General features: G+C 54.9%; 18 protein-coding genes and 1 tRNA gene. 12 read left to right on the top strand and 7 right to left on the bottom strand.

The genetic code is table 11. From position 1 onward, the window contains the following. Positions 1-330 precede the first annotated feature (330 nt). The 6 genes from ABFI50_RS02235 (at position 331) to mgtE (ending at position 7,702) form a co-directional block, all read left to right on the top strand. Positions 331-1,446, top strand: a complete 1,116-nt coding sequence (locus ABFI50_RS02235) for a porin OmpC (protein ID WP_014884606.1) — start codon at positions 331-333, stop codon at positions 1,444-1,446. Between the two features lie 115 nt (positions 1,447-1,561). Then, positions 1,562-2,617 carry an FAD:protein FMN transferase ApbE gene (gene apbE, locus ABFI50_RS02230; protein WP_047026907.1) on the top strand — a complete coding sequence of 352 codons (1,056 nt, stop codon included), beginning with the start codon at positions 1,562-1,564 and terminating at the stop codon, positions 2,615-2,617. Positions 2,618-2,689: 72 nt separating this feature from the next. Continuing rightward, entirely contained in the window at positions 2,690-3,748 is a 1,059-nt protein-coding gene (gene ada / locus ABFI50_RS02225) for a bifunctional DNA-binding transcriptional regulator/O6-methylguanine-DNA methyltransferase Ada (RefSeq protein WP_347486072.1), read from the top strand. Then, complete coding sequence (gene alkB, locus ABFI50_RS02220) at positions 3,748-4,404, top strand: DNA oxidative demethylase AlkB (protein ID WP_176260725.1); 657 nt, start codon at positions 3,748-3,750, stop codon at positions 4,402-4,404. The genes ada and alkB overlap by 1 nt, the downstream gene beginning before the upstream one ends. Before the next feature lie 69 nt (positions 4,405-4,473). Then, positions 4,474-6,117 carry a multidrug ABC transporter permease/ATP-binding protein gene (locus ABFI50_RS02215; RefSeq protein WP_045281828.1) on the top strand — a complete coding sequence of 548 codons (1,644 nt, stop codon included), beginning with the start codon at positions 4,474-4,476 and terminating at the stop codon, positions 6,115-6,117. Positions 6,118-6,265: 148 nt separating this feature from the next. Further along, positions 6,266-7,702 carry a magnesium transporter gene (mgtE, locus tag ABFI50_RS02210; protein WP_014884601.1) on the top strand — a complete coding sequence of 479 codons (1,437 nt, stop codon included), beginning with the start codon at positions 6,266-6,268 and terminating at the stop codon, positions 7,700-7,702. On the opposite strand, the gene ABFI50_RS02205 is transcribed toward mgtE, so the two are convergent. After that, entirely contained in the window at positions 7,665-8,954 is a 1,290-nt protein-coding gene (locus ABFI50_RS02205; RefSeq protein ID WP_347486070.1) for a SulP family inorganic anion transporter, read from the bottom strand. The genes mgtE and ABFI50_RS02205 overlap by 38 nt on opposite strands. A 187-nt stretch (positions 8,955-9,141) precedes the next feature. On the opposite strand from ABFI50_RS02205, the gene mqo reads away from it, so the two are divergent. Further along, positions 9,142-10,791, top strand: a complete 1,650-nt coding sequence (gene mqo, locus ABFI50_RS02200) for a malate dehydrogenase (quinone) (protein ID WP_014884599.1) — start codon at positions 9,142-9,144, stop codon at positions 10,789-10,791. Between the two features lie 80 nt (positions 10,792-10,871). On the opposite strand, the gene eco is transcribed toward mqo, so the two are convergent. Then, positions 10,872-11,372, bottom strand: a complete 501-nt coding sequence (gene eco / locus ABFI50_RS02195) for a serine protease inhibitor ecotin (RefSeq protein WP_087529880.1) — start codon at positions 11,370-11,372, stop codon at positions 10,872-10,874. 208 nt (positions 11,373-11,580) lie between these two features. Here eco and ABFI50_RS02190 point away from each other — a divergent pair, with 208 nt between their 5' ends. Beyond that, a complete protein-coding gene (locus ABFI50_RS02190) occupies positions 11,581-11,841 on the top strand; it encodes a DUF2534 family protein (protein WP_008500962.1) in 261 nt (86 codons plus the stop codon). A 92-nt stretch (positions 11,842-11,933) separates the two neighbouring features. Here the strand turns inward: ABFI50_RS02190 and ABFI50_RS02185 are convergent. The 3 genes from ABFI50_RS02185 to ABFI50_RS02175 all read right to left on the bottom strand — a co-directional run bounded on the left by ABFI50_RS02185 (position 11,934) and on the right by ABFI50_RS02175 (position 14,089). Beyond that, a tRNA-Pro gene (locus tag ABFI50_RS02185) sits at positions 11,934-12,010 on the bottom strand. Positions 12,011-12,081: 71 nt separating this feature from the next. Continuing rightward, positions 12,082-13,842 carry an LPS biosynthesis-modulating metalloenzyme YejM gene (yejM, locus tag ABFI50_RS02180; RefSeq protein WP_023330941.1) on the bottom strand — a complete coding sequence of 587 codons (1,761 nt, stop codon included), beginning with the start codon at positions 13,840-13,842 and terminating at the stop codon, positions 12,082-12,084. A gap of 19 nt (positions 13,843-13,861) precedes the next feature. Continuing rightward, positions 13,862-14,089 (bottom strand): YejL family protein, encoded by a 228-nt coding sequence (locus tag ABFI50_RS02175; protein WP_014884596.1) that lies wholly within the window; start codon positions 14,087-14,089, stop codon positions 13,862-13,864. Between the two features lie 134 nt (positions 14,090-14,223). Between ABFI50_RS02175 and yejK the strand changes: the two genes are divergently transcribed. Continuing rightward, positions 14,224-15,231, top strand: a complete 1,008-nt coding sequence (yejK, locus tag ABFI50_RS02170; RefSeq protein WP_014884595.1) for a nucleoid-associated protein YejK — start codon at positions 14,224-14,226, stop codon at positions 15,229-15,231. Positions 15,232-15,282: 51 nt separating this feature from the next. Here yejK and rplY read toward each other — a convergent pair whose 3' ends face one another. Next, positions 15,283-15,567 (bottom strand): 50S ribosomal protein L25, encoded by a 285-nt coding sequence (gene rplY / locus ABFI50_RS02165; RefSeq protein ID WP_014884594.1) that lies wholly within the window; start codon positions 15,565-15,567, stop codon positions 15,283-15,285. Between the two features lie 125 nt (positions 15,568-15,692). Continuing rightward, positions 15,693-17,453, bottom strand: a complete 1,761-nt coding sequence (locus ABFI50_RS02160; RefSeq protein ID WP_014884593.1) for a DEAD/DEAH box helicase — start codon at positions 17,451-17,453, stop codon at positions 15,693-15,695. 151 nt (positions 17,454-17,604) lie between these two features. On the opposite strand from ABFI50_RS02160, the gene rsuA reads away from it, so the two are divergent. The 3 genes from rsuA (at position 17,605) to ABFI50_RS02145 (ending at position 20,148) form a co-directional block, all read left to right on the top strand. Next, the gene (gene rsuA / locus ABFI50_RS02155) at positions 17,605-18,312 is read left to right on the top strand and encodes a 16S rRNA pseudouridine(516) synthase RsuA (RefSeq protein ID WP_014884592.1); all 708 of its coding nucleotides are present in this window, start codon (positions 17,605-17,607) and stop codon (positions 18,310-18,312) included. Positions 18,313-18,327: 15 nt separating this feature from the next. Then, positions 18,328-19,524 carry a Bcr/CflA family multidrug efflux MFS transporter gene (locus ABFI50_RS02150; RefSeq protein ID WP_014884591.1) on the top strand — a complete coding sequence of 399 codons (1,197 nt, stop codon included), beginning with the start codon at positions 18,328-18,330 and terminating at the stop codon, positions 19,522-19,524. Positions 19,525-19,803: 279 nt separating this feature from the next. Continuing rightward, complete coding sequence (locus tag ABFI50_RS02145) at positions 19,804-20,148, top strand: YejG family protein (protein ID WP_063614247.1); 345 nt, start codon at positions 19,804-19,806, stop codon at positions 20,146-20,148.

Raw genomic sequence — 20,148 nt, 5'->3', positions numbered from 1 at the left:
ATAGCGAGAGCTATTTTAGAGATTAGGTGCGATCTTGTTTTGTCATTCAGTGCTGTAACGATTTATATCCCAACTCATTGAAATTTAATGGAATAATATTAATTTTGATAATAAATGCTAATTTTCTAAGCTATTTGTGCTTTGTAAAAGTTCCTTGATATTAACATTCTGAAACATGTTGATAGATGAATGAAACATCTTCAAAGTTTTCGTATCATATTCGCATTGGATTATTCTGTAATTTTGCGGAGAATGAAATTGCCGACTGGTTAATGAGGGTTAGCCAGTAAGCAGTGGCAATTATAAGGCATATAACAGAGGGTTAATAAAATGAAAGTTAAAGTACTGTCCCTCCTGGTACCAGCACTGCTGGTAGCAGGCGCAGCAAATGCGGCTGAAATTTATAACAAAGATGGCAACAAATTAGATCTGTACGGCAAAGTTGATGGTCTGCACTATTTCTCTGACGACAAGAGTGCTGACGGTGACCAGACCTACATGCGTCTTGGCTTCAAAGGTGAAACTCAGGTTAACGATCAGCTGACCGGTTACGGCCAGTGGGAATACCAGATCCAGGGCAACACAACAGAAAGCGACAACCAGGCCTGGACCCGTGTGGCGTTTGCTGGTCTGAAATTCGCTGAAGCGGGTTCTTTCGATTACGGTCGTAACTACGGTGTGATCTACGACGTAACATCCTGGACTGACGTGCTGCCAGAATTTGGTGGTGATACCTACGGTGCAGACAACTTCCTGCAATCTCGTGCTAACGGCGTGGCAACCTACCGTAACCAGGACTTCTTTGGTCTGGTGGATGGCCTGAACTTTGCTCTGCAGTATCAGGGTAAAAACGGTAGCGTAAGCGGTGAAAACGACACCGGTCGTAGCACCCTGAAACAGAACGGCGACGGTTACGGTGCGTCCCTGACCTATAACCTGGGCGAAGGCTTCAGCATCGGTGGTGCAATGTCTTCTTCCAAACGTACCGCCGATCAGAACAACACGGCTAACCCAGCCCTGAAAGGCGAAGGCGATCACGCCGAAGTCTATACGGGTGGCCTGAAATACGATGCCAACAACATCTATCTGGCCGCGCAGTACTCTCAGACTTATAACGCAACACGTTTCGGCAACTCTCAGAGCAGCAGCGATATCTACGGTTTCGCTAACAAAGCGCAGAACTTCGAAGTGGTTGCTCAGTACCAGTTCGACTTCGGCCTGCGTCCATCCGTGGCTTACCTGCAGTCTAAAGGTAAGGACATCGAAGGGTATGGCGACCAGGATCTGCTGAAATATGTTGATGTGGGTGCGACTTACTACTTCAACAAAAACATGTCCACCTACGTGGATTACAAAATCAACCTGGTTGATGAAAATGAGTTCACCCGTCAGGCCGGTATCGGTACTGATGATATCGTCGCGCTGGGTCTGGTTTACCAGTTCTAATCGCGTCGTAGTATGACTCAGGGGCCTGATGGCCCCTTTTTTGTGCGTGTTTTTGGATCTCACAATTGACCCGTTTTGGTGTACTCTTGCCGCCCTGGCATGAGGATAATAATGAATGGATATGACTTTTTTACGCGCCAGCTTTCTGGCTATGCTTTTTTTCCTGACCGCATGTAACGATCCCGCCCCCGTGGCGAAAACTGACGCACCCGCTGCCACGGTGCTCGAAGGCAAAACGATGGGCACCTTCTGGCGCGTCAGCGTGATGAATCTCGATAAAACGCGCACGGAAGAGCTTCGCGGCAAAATCCAGGCTCAGCTGGACGCCGACGATCAGCTGCTGTCGACCTACAAAAATGACTCGGCGCTGATGCGCTTTAACCTCTCCACCAGTACGTCTCTGTGGCCGGTGAGTGAAGCGATGGCTGATATCGTCACCGAGTCCATTCGCGTGGGATATAAAACCAACGGTGCGATGGACGTGACCGTCGGGCCGCTGGTGAACCTCTGGGGATTTGGCCCGAATAAACAGCCGGTGGTGACGCCCGATCAGGCGGCTATTGATGATGCCCGTGCCCGGACAGGGCTGCAGCATCTGACGGTGATCAATCAGTACGGCCAACAGTACCTGCAAAAAGATATCCCCGATCTGTTTGTCGATCTGTCGACGGTAGGGGAAGGCTACGCGGCGGATCACCTTGCCGCGCTGATGACGCAGGAAGGCATTTCGCGCTATCTGGTCTCCGTGGGCGGTGCGTTAGTCAGCCGGGGCATGAACGCCAGCGATAAACCGTGGCGCGTAGCGATTCAAAAACCGACCGATCGGCAAAATGCCGTGCAGGCGATAGTCGATATCAACGGACATGGCATCAGCACCTCCGGGAGTTACCGTAACTATTACGAGCTTGACGGGAAGCGCATCTCGCATGTTATTGATCCGCAGACCGGGCGGCCGATCGCGCATAATCTGGTCTCGGTGACGGTGATTGCGCCGACGGCGCTGGAAGCCGATGCCTGGGATACCGGCTTAATGGTCCTCGGCCCGGAAAAAGCGAAAGAGGTGGTTCGTCAGGAAGGGCTGGCGGTGTATATGATCACCAAAGAGGGCGACGAGTTTAAAACCTGGAGCTCGCCACAGTTCAACAGTTTCCTGGTGAGCGACAAAAATTAAAAAGCAAGGTTGCGGGTTTTTTATCAGTGGCACTCAGGCACGCTACAGGTATGCTTGTAAGAGGAGCTGATGATGAAAAATCCAACCTATATGACCGATGAGGATCGCTGGCAGGCTGTACTGGCTCGCGATCCGCGTGCTGACGATCAGTTTGTCTTTGCCGTGCAAACGACGGGGATTGTCTGTCGTCCGTCCTGCCGGGCACGTCACGCCCTGCGTAAAAACGTCCACTTTTATCCTGATGTTCACCATGCCATTGAGGCAGGGTTTCGCCCGTGCAAGCGCTGTATGCCGGATAAATGCGATCCGCAGCAGCAGAAGCTGGCGAAAGTGGAGCACGCCTGTCGCCTTCTGGAGCAGGATCCTGCGTTAACGCTGGACGGTCTGGCGCAGCAGGTGGCCATGAGTCCTTTTCACTTCCACCGGCTGTTTAAGTCCGTCACCGGAATGACGCCAAAAGCCTGGCAGCAGGCGGCGCGCGGTCAACGTCTGCGCGCGGCGCTTGCCCAGGGGGATGCCGTTACCGATGCCGTGCTGGCCGCAGGCTTTCCCGACAGCAGCAGCTATTATCGTAAAGCGACGGATGCGCTGGGTATGACGGCGAAACAGTACCGCAAAGGCGACGTGGCGGTGCAGTACGCCATCGATGACTGCTCATTAGGACGCTGTCTGGTTGCTGAAAGCGAGCGGGGGATTTGCGCAATACTGCTCGGTGATGACGATGCCGAATTAGCCGGGGAGCTGGCGACGCTGTTTCCAAAAGCAGAGCCCGCGCCGCAGGAAGATGCCTTCGTGCAGCGTATCCGCCAGGTGATTGCCAGTATTGATAATCGCGCAGCGCCGCTTGAACTGCCGCTGGATATACGCGGAACCGCGTTCCAGCAGCGAGTCTGGCAGGCCCTTCGTGAAATTCCCTGCGGTGAAACGGCAAGTTATCAGCAGGTGGCGCAGGCGATTGGACAACCCAACGCGGTACGTGCCGTCGCGGGAGCCTGTGCGGCAAACAGGCTGGCGATTGTGATCCCCTGTCACCGCGTTGTCCGTAACGATGGCGCACTGTCGGGTTACCGATGGGGGACGGCGCGAAAAGCGCTATTGCTAAAACGTGAGGCGAAACGCCAGGAGGGATAATGCTCGATCTTTTTGCGGATGCGGAACCCTGGCAGGAACCACTGGCACCGGGGGCGGTTATTTTGCGTCGCTTCGCGCTCTCCCGTGCGGCGGCGCTGCTTGCGGGTATAGAAGAGGTGACGGCGGTTTCCCCGTTTCGCCATATGGTCACGCCGGGCGGTTACACGATGTCGGTGGCCATGGCGAACTGCGGCGAATTAGGGTGGGCGACGAATGAACGAGGCTACCTGTATGCGCCTAACGATCCCGCGACCGGCCAGCCGTGGCCCCCGATGCCTGCGGTTTTTCAGGCTCTCTGCCACAAGGCTGCCGTTGCCGCTGATTATCCTGACTTCCGACCGGATGCCTGCCTGATTAACCGCTACGCCGTTGGCGCGAAACTCTCCCTGCATCAGGATAAAGATGAACCCGATCTCCGCGCGCCCATCGTCTCGGTATCGTTAGGGCTTCCTGCCGTCTTCCAGTTTGGCGGATTACGCCGTAACGATCCGCTCAAACGCATTATGCTGGAGCATGGCGACGTGGTGGTGTGGGGCAGGGAATCGCGGCTGTATTATCACGGCATTCAGCCTCTGAAACCCGGGGTGCATCCCCTCACTGGCGAGTACCGTTTTAACCTGACGTTTCGCCAGGCAGGGTTTAGTAAACAAAAATAAGAATTATTCTTGATGTACACGCCGGGCAGTTTACACTGCTGGCTGATTTTTATTGTCCGGATTGCCTGCATGCAACTACTTCTCCTTGTCTGGCGTCAGTATCGCTGGCCCTTCATTGCCGTCATGGCGTTAAGCCTTGCCAGCGCCGCATTGGGTATTGGCCTGATCGCGTTTATTAACGTGCGGTTGATTGAAATGGTCGATACCTCACTCTCTGTTTTGCCAGAGTTTCTCGGCCTGCTGCTGCTGTTGATGGCGGTTACGCTTGGCTCTCAGCTGGCGCTAACCGCGCTCGGCCACCATTTCGTTTTCCGTTTGCGCAGCGAATTTATCAAGCGGATCCTGGACACTCAGGTTGAACGGGTGGAGCAACTTGGCAGCGCCTCCCTGCTGGCGGGGCTGACCAGCGACGTGCGGGCTATCACCATCGCGTTTGTTCGTCTGCCGGAGCTGGTGCAGGGGATCATTCTGACCTTTGGCTCGGCGGCTTATCTTGCCTGGCTCTCCAGTAAAATGCTGGCGGTGACCGCTCTGTGGATTGCCATTACCATCTGGGGCGGCTTTGTGCTGGTGTCACGCGTCTATAAACACATGGCGGTGCTGCGCGAAACGGAAGATAAACTGTATAACGATTACCAGACGGTGCTGGAAGGGCGCAAGGAGCTGACCCTGAACCGCGAGCGCGCCGAGTATATCTTCAATCACCTCTATATCCCGGACGCGCGCGAATATCGGCATCACATCATCCGCGCCGATACTTACCACCTGAGCGCGGTGAACTGGTCAAATATCATGATGCTGGGTGCCATTGGCCTGGTATTCTGGATGGCGAACAGCCTGGGCTGGGCGGACACCAACGTGGCGGCAACCTACTCACTGACGCTGCTGTTTTTACGCACGCCGCTGCTCTCGGCGGTCGGCGCATTGCCCACCTTGCTGAGTGCACAGGTGGCGTTTAACAAGCTCAAAAAATTCGACCTCGCGCCATTTAAGGCGGAATTCCCGCGCCCGCAAGCCTTCCCGGACTGGCATACGCTGGAGCTGCGCGACGTGACGTTCCGCTATCAGGACAACGCCTTCTCCGTGGGGCCGGTCAACCTGACGATTCACCGCGGTGAACTGCTGTTCCTCATCGGCGGTAACGGCAGCGGTAAATCCACGCTGGCGATGTTGCTCACCGGACTCTACCAGCCGCAGTCGGGCGAGATTTTGCTGGACGGTAAGGCGCTGAGTGCCGGGAAACCTGAGGACTACCGCAAGCTCTTTTCGGCGGTATTTACCGACGTCTGGCTGTTCGATCGGCTGCTCGGCCCTGAAGGGCAGCAGGCCAATCCTGTGCTGGTGGAAAAATGGCTGGCACAGCTGCAGATGTCGCACAAGCTGGAGCTTCAGGACGGTAAAATTCTCAACCTGAAGCTCTCTAAAGGGCAGAAGAAGCGCGTGGCGCTGCTGCTGGCGCTGGCGGAAGAGCGCGATATCATTCTGCTGGACGAATGGGCGGCGGATCAGGATCCCCACTTCCGCCGTGAGTTCTATCAGGTGCTGCTGCCGCTGATGCAGGAGATGGGCAAAACCATTTTCGCCATTAGCCACGACGATCACTACTTCATTCACGCCGACCGTCTGCTGGAGATGCGCGATGGCAAGCTGAGCGAATTGACCGGTGACGAGCGTGCGGCGGCCTCGCGTGATGCGGTGGCGCGCACGGCCTGATGCCCTCACCTTAACCCTCTCCCACAGGGAGAGGGGATAGATCGTGGCCCTAATGCCGTTTTTTTCTTCATCCCGTCCCGTTGTTTATTCTTATTTACATATCCTCGCGCTATGCTTAACGCCAACTCATTTAATGGATTTATGATTGATGTCGGTATTAAAGAAAAACAGCGCCAGGCAGCGCGATCAGGAGCGTGCGCGACTCATCTGGCTTCTCACGACCGATAAAGCGGTCACTTCTACGTTATTAGGCAAACTGACCCTGGCTGAGCAATATGATGTCGGCACTTTAGCCGACGATATTGCTGAGGTAGGTGCGCTGGTTGCTCATTTACCCCCGCCGGATCTGGCGGATACGCTCGAAGCACTTCCCTCCGAAGAGCGTCACGCCCTGTGGCGTCTGGTGCAGGATCACGAGCGCGGGCAGGTACTGCTTGAAGCTTCGGAAAACGTCTGGGATGACCTGATCGACGAGATGAGCGACCGGGACATCCTCGATGCGCTGCAAACGCTGGATATCGACGAACAGATTTACCTTGTACAACACCTGCCGCGTAACCTGACCGGTCGCCTGCTGGCCTCCCTGCCTGCCGATGAGCGCGCGCGCGTTCGTCAGGTGATGCACTACGAGAAAAATAGCGTCGGCGCGATCATGGAGTTTGGCGTTATCACGGTGCGTCCGGACGTCACGCTCGGTACCGTGCAGCGCTACCTGCGTCGCCTGGGCAAGATGCCGGATAACACCGATAAACTGTTCGTCACCTCGCGGGATAAAACCCTGCTGGGCGAGCTGGAGCTGAAAACGATCCTGCTTAACAGCACCCAGCGGCGAGTCAGTGAGGTGATGGAAAACGAGCCGATGGTCTTCTCTCCGGAAGACGATGCTGAAAAAGCGGCACGTACCTTCGAACGTGACGACCTCGTGAGTGCGGCCGTCGTGGATTCCGTCGGCAAGCTGATGGGCCGTCTGACGGTTGATGAGATCGTTGACGTGGTCTACGAAGAGACCGATAACGACCTGCGCGCGCTCGGGGGGATCAGCGCCGAAGATGACGTCCACGCCTCCGTCGGTAAGGCGGTGAAAACGCGCTGGGCGTGGCTTGCCATTAATTTGTGTACCGCCTTTATCGCCTCCCGCGTAATCGATGGCTTTGAACACACCATTTCACAGCTGGTGGCCCTGGCGTCATTAATGCCGATTGTGGCCGGGATTGGCGGCAACACCGGAAACCAGACCATCACGATGATCGTCCGCGCGCTGGCGCTGGAAAATATTCAGCCCGGCAATTTCGCCTTTCTGATCTTCAGGGAGATGGGGGTGGCGCTGATCAACGGCCTGGTGTGGGGCGGCATTATGGGGGGCATCACCTGGTGGCTGTATGACGATATGGCCTTAGGCGGGGTGATGATGCTGGCGATGGTGCTGAATTTACTGGTGGCATCGATGATGGGGGTCATTATTCCACTGACCATGACCAAGCTGGGGCGCGACCCCGCGGTGGGGTCGAGCGTGATGATCACTGCCATCACCGATACCGGTGGTTTCTTTATTTTTCTTGGGCTTGCAACGCTTTTTCTGCTTTAAGACGACGTTTAATGCGGGCGGGAAGCAGTGCCATGACGATAATCCCCCCCAGCACGCCAATCGCCAGGTTACCGGTTGATACCGTTGCGGCGATCGTCACCAGCATCACGACGGTTTCCGCAACAGGTGCATTTTTTACCGTTGCGGGCTGAATGCTGTGCCAGCTGAAGGTTTTGATGGCGACTATCGCCATAATGCCTGCCAGCACCGCCATCGGAATTTTAGCCATCACGTCGCTCAGCGCCGTCACCAGCACCAGCAAAACGATACCAGCCGCTAACGTTGAAATACGGCTTCGGCCTTTCCCCATCTCCACGTTGACGATGGTTTGTCCAATCATCGCGCAGCCAGCGATCCCTCCATAGAGCCCGGCCAGGATATTGCCCACGCCCAACCCGATGCTTTCACGGCGTTTACTGGACGGGGTGACGGTCAGTTCATCCACCAGCTTCGCCGTCAGCAGTGACTCCAGCAGCCCGACGAACGCAATGCTTAACGCGCACGGCCAGATAATGCTTAACGTTTCTATGTTCAGGGGGACCAGCATTTCCGTCAGTCCCGGTAACCCGCCACTCATCGAGCCTTCATCACCCACCGTCGGCAGAATTTGCCCGCTGGTAACGGTGAACAACGTGAGCACCACTATCGCAATCAGCGGGGAAGGGATGCTTTTGATATAGCGCGGCACCCACAGCACGATAAGCAGCGTGAGCACGAACAGGCCGACGATTAACGGGCTTCGGCTCCAGAAGTGCGGAACCTGAGCAAAGAAAATTAAGATGCCGAGGGCGTTAACAAACCCGGTCATCACCGACTGAGGGATAAAGCGCATCAGCCTTGCCATGCCCAGTGCGCCAAACAGTATTTGGATCACCCCCGCCATGAGAACCGCCGGAAGAATGTACTGCACGCCGTGCTGGTGCACCATCGGGCCAATAACCAGCGCCACGGAACCGGCCGCCGCCGTGACCATCGCCGGACGACCGCCCAGCACAGACAAAGCAAAACACAACACCACGGAGGCGATCAGGCTGACTTTGGGATCAACGCCTGCAACCACCGAAAATGAGATCACTTCAGGGACCAGGGCCAGGGCGGTAATGACGCCCGCCAGCGTTTCACGCACCAGAAGTTTTGGCGAGCTAAGGACCGTGGTGACGCGGTCATCGCCGGGTACAGCAGAATGGGGTAAGGACATAACTCTTCGCAGATTAGGGCAGGCTTCCGTGCGCGCGATCACAAAACGCCACATACTAGCCAGTAAACCCACGATTTACCAGCCACATCGATAATTCCTTACAAACAACCCACCATTAAATTTCACAATTACAATAATTTCGTAACCTTTAAACAATATTTAAAAGTTGTTACCGTGCCTCCGCAGCTTTTTTCACCTGCAATTTCCACGCATCAAGCACTTTTACACTAAGGCATAAATTATGAAAAAAATGACTGCCATGCTCTTTTCTCTGGCCGTGGGGCTTAACACCGTCTCTATGGCGGCGAAAGCTGACACCCCTAAAGAGCAGGAAACGGACGTCCTTTTAATTGGTGGCGGTATCATGAGCGCCACGCTGGGAACCTATCTGCAAGAACTTCAGCCGGACTGGTCCATGACCATGGTCGAGCGCCTTGATGGCGTGGCGCAGGAAAGTTCGAACGGCTGGAACAACGCCGGTACCGGACATTCGGCACTCATGGAACTGAACTATACGCCGCAGAAAAAGGACGGTTCCATTAGTATCGAGAAGGCGGTAGAGATCAACGAAGCGTTTCAGATCTCACGCCAGTTCTGGTCTCACCAGGTCAACAGCGGCGTGATGCATGACCCGCACTCCTTCATTAACACCGTACCGCACATGAGCTTTGTGTGGGGCGAGCAGAACGTCAACTTCCTGCGCGCGCGTTACGCTGCGCTGCAGCAGAGCACGCTCTTCCGTGGGATGAAATACTCTGAAGACCACGCTCAGATCAAAGAGTGGGCGCCGCTGGTGATGGAAGGTCGTGACCCGAACCAGAAAGTGGCCGCGACCCGGACCGAAATTGGTACCGACGTTAACTATGGCGAAATTACCCGTCAGCTGGTGACGTCTCTGAAGAAGAAAGAGAACTTCAACCTGCAGCTCAGCACCGAAGTGCGTGGATTTAAGCGCAACGCGGATAACAGCTGGAGTGTGACCGTTGCCGATCTGAAAAACAACGAAGCCGAGCACGTCATCAAGGCGAAGTTTGTCTTTATTGGTGCCGGTGGGGCGGCGCTGAAACTGCTCCAGGAGTCCGGTATTCCTGAAGCTGACGACTATGCTGGCTTCCCGGTTGGCGGTCAGTTCCTAGTATCCGAGAATCCGGAAGTGGTGAATCGTCATCTGGCAAAAGTGTACGGTCAGGCTTCCGTCGGTGCACCGCCGATGTCTGTTCCGCACATCGACACCCGTATGCTTGACGGTAAGCGCGTGGTGCTGTTCGGACCGTTCGCGACTTTCTCCACCAAGTTCCTGAAAAATGGCTCCCTGTGGGATCTGCTCAGCGCCACGACCACCTCTAACGTCAAGCCGATGATGGACGTGGGTCTGGATAACTTCGATCTGGTGAAATATCTCATCAGCCAGGTGATGCTCTCTGACGAGGAACGCTTCGAGGCGCTGAAAGAGTACTATCCGCAGGCGAAGAAAGAAGACTGGCGTCTGTGGCAGGCGGGACAGCGTGTTCAGATCATCAAGCGTGACCCGAAAGAGGGCGGCGTGCTGCGTCTGGGTACGGAAGTGGTGAGCGATAAGGATGGCACGATTGCCGCGCTGCTGGGCGCGTCACCGGGTGCATCTACTGCTGCGCCAATCATGCTGCACCTGATGGAAAAAGTGTTTAAAGATAAAGTTGCCAGCCCGGAATGGCAGGCGAAGCTGAAAACGATTATTCCATCCTACGGTACGAAGCTGAACGGGAATGTCGACGCGACGGAGCAGGAGCTGGAATACACCAGCCGCGTATTGCAGTTGCAATATGTGAAGCCGCAGGCAGCGGATGCTGCGCCAAAGGCGGAGCTGAAGCCTCAGGCTGAAAACAAACCGGTTGCGGATATCGCCCTGTAAGGTAAAAGCAAAACGGTAACATTCGTTACCGTTTTTAGTGTTGTAGGTCGGGTAAGGCGAAGCCGCCACCCGACTTAATTTCAACGTACTACCGCTTGTCCGACATTCTCATCCGCTTTCCATACGCGGTATTTCACTTCTACGTTTTCAGGCGTATACACCACGACAGGCAACTTGCTGTTATAGCGCAGCAGACTGTTATCACCCAGATATGCCGTTACAAATTTCTTCTCTTTCTTGCTGTCCGGGCACGCCATCATGGTGGAGACGGGGGAGGTCACTTTGTCGAAGACGTAGTAATCGTAGCCCCAACCTTCCAGCGTTTTGCTCTCCAGCTGGCCGCCCAGTCGGTGCTGGTTACAATCCACTTCCAGCGTTTTACCAATCAACAGCTCCACTTTGTAGTTCGCTTCGTCCTGCAGAACCGGTAGCTGAATCACCTGACGTTTCATCCCTTTGTCCGCTTTCGGATAGGGGGCAACTTTTTCCAGCGGCTGCTCTTTTTGGGTTTCGCTGGCGAAAGCGCCGGTGCTGATGCACGCGGCAATCAGGGCGATGGCAAATTTAGGTGCGTTTTTCATTGTCATTCCTTTATGTCAAAACGAGCCGAATCAGATTAGCATAACACTTATGAATGATTAGCGTCATTTACTTACATTTTCAATATAAGTGGTGTAATGAACCTGACTTGCACTATAAATCCAGTTTTTTGTGCTGAAATGGTATCTGGCGGCAGATCGTGTTATTTTGAACGCCACATAATGTTATTCATCTGTAAAGGGAAGAGAGATGGTTCGTGCAAAACTGAAAACACCTGAAGGCCGCAAGTTCCTCCTGGCGCTACTGGTTGTGTTTATGATTGCGGCCGCGTGCGTGGGGCGGGCAACCATTGTTGGCGTTATCGAACAGTACAACATTCCTCTCTCCGCCTGGACCACCAGCATGTATGTTCTGCAATCGGCGATGATCTTCGTTTACAGCCTTGTCTTCACCGTTCTGCTTGCCATCCCGCTGGGTATTTTCTTCCTGGGTGGACGTGAGAAGCACTAAGCGCCGACGTGCGATAAGGAAGCCATCCTGCGGGGTGGCTTTTTTATGCATAAAAAAAACCAGCCGTAAGAGGCTGGTTTTCAATGTGTTTTTGGTCGGCACGAGAGGATTTGAACCTCCGACCCCCGACACCCCATGACGGTGCGCTACCAGGCTGCGCTACGTGCCGACGCATAAAAAGATACTACTCGATTCCGTTTCGAATGCAAGAGAATCTGTCGCTAACTGGTTTATAATTAATCAGTTAGCGATAAAGCGCTTCTCATCCGTCAGGACCTGCAGCAACAGGCTCAGCTGCGGTTTCTGGTCCTTCAACCGTTCACCCTGCAGATTATACGTCTGGTAATTTCCGTTACTGTTCAGCACCAGCGTCAGCGTCGGTGTGGTCACCGCCAGCGTGTTACCGTCTGCTGATGTCACCCAGTTATGGCGGCGCGCGGCGCTGAAGAGATCCTGCCCCTGAGAATACTCGTTTGCTGGCGTACTGACGTGCAGCAGGCGTTGCATCAGGGTCGTCATAACATCTTTATGTTCAGTGAGCATATTGATGCGCTGCGCAGGCGTTCCCGGCCAGTGGATCACCAGCGGTACATGCAGGTTCGGGCGTGACCAGCTCATGCTCTTCGTTTCGTCGCCGAGCGGTACACCATGACCTGCGGTCACAATCACGACAGTGTTATCGAGCTTGCCTGATTCGCGTAGCGCGTCAAGAACGCGGCCGATCTGCGCGTCAACATTGCTGGCCGCACGGCTGTATCGGCGGGCAAAGCCAGTCTGGTTGCTGTCGTCAAGCGTGGTGCCGTTAAAGGCCACCCACGAGAACCAGCGGTTATCTTCCTGGGCGTAGCGCTGCAGCCAGTTTATCCACTGGTTTGCGGTCTGGGTATCAGACTGGCTCTGCGCAGCAGGCAGCGAGAAATCAGACAACAGCGCCTGGCGGTAGAGTGGGCTGTTAAAGCCATCGGATGAGAACAACCCTAACTGATAGCCTTGCTGATTCAGTCCGGTAATTAGCGCCGCAGGAATGCGTGCAGCCAGTACGCCATCCATGTATCCGGCAGAAATGCCATAGAACAGGCCAAAGATGCCCGCATCGGTAGTGTTCCCGGAACTCATATGCTGGGTGAACGAGACGTTTTGACTCGCGAAATCGGCCAGCGCAGGCATCTGCTTCTCGTAACGGGAATAGTTCAGACCATCGACGGTAATCAGCAGGACGTTTTGTCCGCGGCCCATATCGCGATAGCGCAGTTCACTCAGCGGATACTGAACGCTGACCGCTTCCGGATTACCCTGTTCGACCAGACGACGCTGATACTCCTGGGCATCTAACAGGCCGTGTTTCTCAAGGAAACGACGGGCCGTCATTGGATACGAGAGCGGCAGGTTGGCACGCTGCATCGTAATGGGGCGATAGAAGTTAGCATCCGCCCAGATGTACATGATGTGCGAACTGATAAATGAGATGAAAAAGAGTGCGGCGACGGGCTTCGCGTAGTGGCGGCGTCGGGTCAGGCTGCGGAGCTTTTGCCAGCTCCAGGTGGCGAACAACATCTCAATCAGCAGGATCACCGGGACGCTGATAAACATCAGCTGCCAGTCACGAGCCGTTTCGTTCTGGTCAGGGTTGATCACCAGTTCCCAGACGATAGGGTTAAGATGCAGGTGGAAACGGGTGAACACTTCACTGTCGATAAGCAGCAGCGTCATCCCTGCTGTGGCAAGGATTGCGGATAAGAACCGCATCAGACGCTGCGACATGACGATAAACGTCAGAGGGAACAGGATCAGCAGATAGGTGGCGAATACCAAAAAGCTAAAGTGACCGACAACGCTTATCCAGGAGTAGATACGCCCGGTTAGCGTGGTTGGCCAGTCTGCGACAAACAGATAACGACAGCCAATCACCGCCGCTAACAGAATGTTAAACAGGGCAAACCAGTGTCCCCAGCTGACCATCTGGGAGACTTTTTCACGGTAGCGCTGACGATTCGTCACCATAAACTGTTGTTCGTTTCCCTTAATGGGCCTGGTCGTTGCTGACGGATGACTGTAAAGCCTGGGCGAAAGATTTTGCGATCGCCTGACGCTGAGCCGGAGCAACGCTGGTGTTGATAAGGTTGGTGACCATATTTCCCAAAACCATCAGGGAGAGATCGGTCGGCGTTTTATGTTTTTCCAGTACGTTGACCAGCTCACTGAGCAGTTGTTCAACGTGTTCATCACTGTAGCGGGAATGTTGTGGCATAAATCAGAATCAGTTTGTTGATGAAAGGGCAACATATTACCGTAGCAACAGCTTTTTTTCCCCTTTTTTATCTGTTGTTGCACACATGTCCTGGTGGTGGTTGAATACCGCCCGGTCTAAAAGGAGAGTTTATCATGAGTCTGGAAATCAACCAGATTGCCTTGCACCAGCTTATCAAGCGTGATGAGCAAACCCTTGAAGTGGTGCTACGCGATTCGTTACTGGAACCCACGGCGACCGTTGTGGAAATGATGGCTGAGTTGCATCGCGTCTACAGCGCCAAAAATAAAGCCTATGGTCTGTTCAGCGAAGAGAGTGAACTGGCTGATAGCCTGCGCCTGCAGCGTCAGGGGGAAGAGGATTTCCTGGCGTTTAGCCGCGCGGCCACCGGGCGTCTGCGCGACGAGCTGGCAAAATATCCCTTCGCCGACGGCGGCATCGTCCTGTTCTGCCACTATCGCTACCTGGCGGTAGAGTATCTGCTGGTTACCGTGCTGAATAACTTGAGCAGCATGCGCGTGAATGAGCAACTGGATATCAGCTCGACGCATTATCTGGATATCAACCATGCGGATATTGTGGCGCGGATTGATTTGACCGAGTGGGAAACCAACCCGGAATCGACCCGCTACCTGACCTTCCTGAAAGGGCGTGTGGGCCGTAAAGTGGCCGATTTCTTTATGGATTTCCTCGGCGCCAGCGAAGGACTTAACGCCAAAGCGCAGAACAAAGGGCTGTTGCAGGCGGTAGATGACTTTACGGCTGAGGCGCAGCTCGATAAATCAGAACGCCAGAACGTGCGTCAGCAGGTTTACAGCTACTGCAACGAACAGCTGCAGGCGGGGGAAGAGATTGAGCTGGAGTCGCTCTCAAAAGAGCTGGCGGGCGTTAGCGAAGTCAGCTTCCAGGCGTTCACCGCGGAGAAAGGCTATGAGCTTGAAGAGAGCTTCCCGGCGGATCGCAGTACGCTGCGTCAGTTAACCAAATTTGCCGGGAGCGGCGGTGGGTTAACCATCAACTTCGATGCCATGCTGCTGGGGGAACGTATCTTCTGGGATCCTGCCACCGATACGCTGACCATCAAAGGCACGCCGCCAAACCTGCGCGATCAGCTTCAGCGTCGCACCTCGGGCGGTAAATAATCGCCATAAAAAAACCCCGCCGAAGCGGGGTTTTTCTCGACAGGTTTGCGATTACGCGCGAACGAAGTCGATGTGAGTCAGTTTTGGCTTGAACGCGTGACGCTGAACAGCCTGAACTTTCACTTTTTCTTCTTTACCGCCAACAACGATGGTCAGAACTTCGCTGTAGAATTCAGCTTTGGTCTGCAGGTTCCATACTTTGTCGTGATCCAGTTCGATTGCAACTGGAGCAGCTTCGCCACCGTAAACGATAGCCGGGAACTTGTTAGCGGTACGCAGGCGGCGGCTCGCACCCTTACCCTGCACGTTACGTACTTCTGCTTCGATAGTGAACATTGATTTCTCTCTGTATTTAAAACCCTACTACAGGCGACCCAGCAGCAGGTGAGTGTTCTGCCCCACGGATGTGAAGCGGGCGGCATTTTATACTCAAACGCCGCTCACATCAATGAAAAGTCCTGCTAACCACGCAATTCGTTTGCCCGACGATAGCGACCTTCATAGTCAAAGACCTTCTCACGTACCTGCCAGAACTGGCCTTTCTTGCGGGCGACAACAAAATCCGGATGGCGCAGCAGCGCCTGCTGATGCACGATATCTGCCACGGTGATCCAGCGCAGCGGCACGCCAGGCGTGCGGGTATGCGGGCGGATAAACAGTTGCTCAAATGCCGTGCGCTGGGCTGGCGTCTGTACCCGGAACCGCTCGCTGACGTCAGCGCCGTCCTCGTCGTAATAGGTAATTTTTAGCCACTCGCCTTTTTCATCCGCGCCCGGCTGTAAGGCCATGCCGGAACAGCGCAGCACCAGCGCATCTTTCAGCTTCAGCGCCGCTTTCAGCATGTCGTCCGGGTCGACCAGCACCGTGTCGCACTCACGGCAGCGGCGGGCGGCAATGTCATTTTCGGCGTTGCACTGTGGACAGTTTTTGAAACGAAAACGGAAATCGCACTGCTCGCGATGCCCTTCATCATCTTCAAACCAGCCCTGACAGCGGCGGCCAAAGTGTTCGATCAGCGTGCCGTCGGCGGTGGTTTTCCCCCAGAAGGTGTTGGCAAACCCGCAGGCTGGACAAAACACCTGTACCGGCACGTTGTCACTTTTGCCTTTTGGCGTGCCCACTTCGGGAGAGTAAAGATCGTGCGGGTTACCGGCGTAATCGAGGATCAGACAGTCAGTTTTGCCCGGTGCCAGGCGCAGACCACGACCGACAATCTGCTGATACAGGCTGACGGATTCCGTCGGGCGCAAAATCGCAATCAGGTCGACGTGCGGGGCGTCAAAACCGGTGGTTAACACGGAAACATTCACCAGATAGCGGAACTGCTGGGCTTTAAACGCCTCAATCAACCTGTCACGCTCAGGGCCGGGCGTTTCGCCGGTAATTAACGCGGCGTCGTCAGCGGGGAGCAGTCCGGTAATTTCTCGCGCGTGCTCGACTGTCGCGGCAAAGATCATCACCCCTTTGCGCGTCGCGGCAAACTCCTCAATCTGGCTGATGATATGCGGCGTTATGCGCTTTTGCTTATTCAACTCCTGGTTGAGATCCGCTTCGCTGAATAAGCCGTTGCTCTGCGCCTGTAACCGGCTGAAGTCGTACTGTACCACCGGCATATCCAGCCGCTCGGGCGGCGTCAGGTAGCCGTGTTTAATCATGTAGCGCAGCGGAAGTTCGTAGATACAGTCGCTGAACAGCGCTTTTTCATCGCCACGCACCATGCCGTGATAATGAAAGCGGTAAATCCAGCCTTTGCCCAGGCGAAACGGGGTTGCCGTCAGGCCCAGCAGGCGTAAGTGAGGGTTCACCTCTTTCAGGTGCGTGAGGATTTGCTGATACTGGCTGTCGTCGTCATCGCTGATGCGGTGACACTCGTCGACAATCAGCAGCGAAAATTCGCTGCGAAACAGATCCAGGTTGCGGGCGACCGACTGCACGCTGCCAAAGACAACCTTACCGTGGCTCTCTTTACGCTTGAGCCCGGCGGCGAAAATATCGGCCTCCAGCCCCAGCGCGCAATACTTGGCGTGGTTTTGCGCGACCAGCTCTTTGACGTGCGCCAGCACCAGCACGCGGCCACGCGCCAGGCGGGCCAGCTCGGCAATGACCAGGCTTTTGCCTGCGCCGGTCGGGAGGACAATCGCCGCCGGTTCCCGGTGTTTGCGAAACCAGGCGAGGGTGGCGTCAACGGCTTCCTGCTGATAGGGACGAAGTGTAAAAGTCATGGTGTCTCAGTTTCGTTAATCCGCATATAGTATGCCACGAAACTTTTTCCCTTGAGTGGCGCAACCAGACCATTATACTGAACCGTTCCTGACTGCTTCTTTTTCGGACGCACGGTCCGACTTCCAGCACCATTAAGGCTAAAAAGATTTCATGCGACTTGATAAGTTTATCGCTCAGCAACTCGGCGTAAGCCGCGCTATTGCCGGGCGCGAAATTCGCGCCAGCCGCGTTACCGTGGATGGCGACATTGTGAGAGACAGCGCTTTCAAACTTCAACCTGAGCATCAGGTTGAATACGACGGCAATCCGCTGACCCAGCAGAACGGCCCGCGCTACTTCATGCTCCACAAGCCGGAAGGCTACGTCTGCTCAACGGACGATCCCGATCACCCGACGGTACTCTATTTCCTCGACGAACCGGTGGCACATAAGCTGCATGCCGCGGGCCGCCTCGACATCGACACCACCGGGCTGGTGCTGATGACCGACGACGGGCAGTGGTCACACCGTATTACTTCCCCACGCCACCACTGCGAGAAAACCTATCTGGTCACGCTGGAGTCGCCGGTTGCGGATGACACGGCAGAGCAATTCGCGAAAGGCGTTCAGCTGCATAATGAAAAAGACCTGACTAAACCGGCGGTGCTGGACGTGATCACGCCGACGGAAGTCCGTCTTACCATCAGCGAAGGGCGTTACCATCAGGTTAAACGCATGTTTGCCGCAGTGGGTAACCGCGTTGTCGGTCTGCATCGCGAACGTATTGGCGCAATCGCGCTCGATCCCGACCTGGCGCCTGGCGAATATCGCCCGCTGACGGAAGAAGAGATCGCCAGCGTCGGTCTGCCTTCGCACTAATTTCAGGAGATTTCTGTGACCACCAGGCCACACTCGTCGTTCAAAATTGTCTTCATTCTTGGCCTGCTGGCCATGTTGATGCCGCTGTCTATTGATATGTATCTGCCCGCGCTGCCGGTCATTTCCGCGCAGTTTGGGGTACCGGCAGGCAGCGCACAGATGACGCTCAGCACCTATATTCTCGGCTTTGCTCTCGGCCAGTTATTGTACGGCCCGATGGCTGACAGCCTGGGGCGCAAACCGGTTATTCTGGGCGGAACGCTGGTCTTTGCCGGGGCGGCGGTGGCCTGCGCGCTGGCGCAAACCATCGATCATCTGATTTTCATGCGATTTTTGCACGGTCTGGCCGCTGCTGCAGCGAGTGTGGTGATCAACGCCCTGATGCGTGATATCTACCCGAAAGAAGAGTTCTCCCGCATGATGTCGTTTGTCATGCTGGTGACGACGATTGCGCCGCTGGTGGCTCCGATGGCCGGTGGGGCGGTTCTGGTGTGGTTTAGCTGGCATGCGATTTTCTGGATCCTGGCGCTGGCCGCACTGCTGGCCTCTGCAATGATTTTCTTCTTTATTGATGAAACGCTTCCTGCCGAGCACCGCCAGAAATTCCACATTCGCACCACAATAGGTAACTTTGCCTCGCTGTTTCGCCACAAGCGCGTGCTGAGCTATATGTTGGCAAGCGGGTTCAGCTTCGCCGGGATGTTCTCCTTCCTGAGCGCCGGGCCGTTTGTTTATATCGAGCTGAACCATGTTTCTCCGCAGCACTTCGGCTATTATTTTGCGCTCAATATCGTCTTCCTGTTTGTACTGACTATTATTAACAGCCGCTTTGTCCGGCGGGTCGGCGCGCTGAACATGTTCCGCGCCGGGCTGTGGATCCAGTTTGTGATGGCTGTCTGGCTGGTGGTCAGTGCATTCCTGGGCGTGGGCTTCTGGGCGCTGGTGATTGGCGTGGCGGCCTTTGTGGGCTGCGTGTCGATGATATCCTCAAATGCGATGGCGGTGATCCTCGATGAGTTTCCGCATATGGCGGGGACCGCATCGTCACTGGCGGGGACGTTCCGCTTCGGCATTGGCGCCATCGTCGGGGCACTACTGTCTATGGCGACCTTTACGACGGCCTGGCCAATGCTCTGGGCGATGGCGTTTTGCGCAACCAGCTCCGTCCTCTTCTGTCTTTATGCCAGCCGGCCACGAAAAGCGGCTCATTGATGAGCAGATAAGGCCCGACAGGGCCTTTTTTGTTGATACATATCAACCAAACCCGCGTTCGTTTACCCCGTGTTTGTTTATTTTATGTAAAATCTATTTATGTAAAAAGTCACATCATTGTATTCAAAAAGGTTGAGTTAGATCGCAGAAACGGGTACATATAGCGCCGACGCGAACCTCTATACCGATAAAAAAGCGCTGAATAGTGCAGGTTAGCGATGATGTGTTACTATAAATGTAAATAAATTGTGAAGTAAATTTTGCTTCCGGGGAACGAACGTGAATACATTACAACTCTCCATTGTCCATCGCTTGCCCCAGAGCTATCGCTGGTCGGCGGGTTTTGCAGGTTCGAAGGTTGAACCGATTCCGCAAAACGGCGCGGGCTGTGACAATTGCCTTGTGGCGCTCAAACTGTTGAGCCCAAGCGACGAAAATGCGTGGCGGGTGATGGAGCGTCTCAGTCAGGCCCTGACGGATATCGAAGTGGACAGCTCCGTACTGGAGTGCGAAGGCGAGCCGTGCCTGTTTGTTAAAAGCCAGGATGAATTTGCCGCCACCTGCCGTCTGAAAAACTTTGGTGTTGCGATTGCTGAGCCTTTTTCCGGCCAGTACCCGTTCTGA

Source organism: Enterobacter sp. HNDS-6, from assembly GCF_039850505.1.
In the GTDB taxonomy this organism is placed as follows: Bacteria; Pseudomonadota; Gammaproteobacteria; order Enterobacterales; family Enterobacteriaceae; genus Enterobacter; species Enterobacter kobei.
This window is presented reverse-complemented; position numbering and strand designations above follow the sequence as displayed.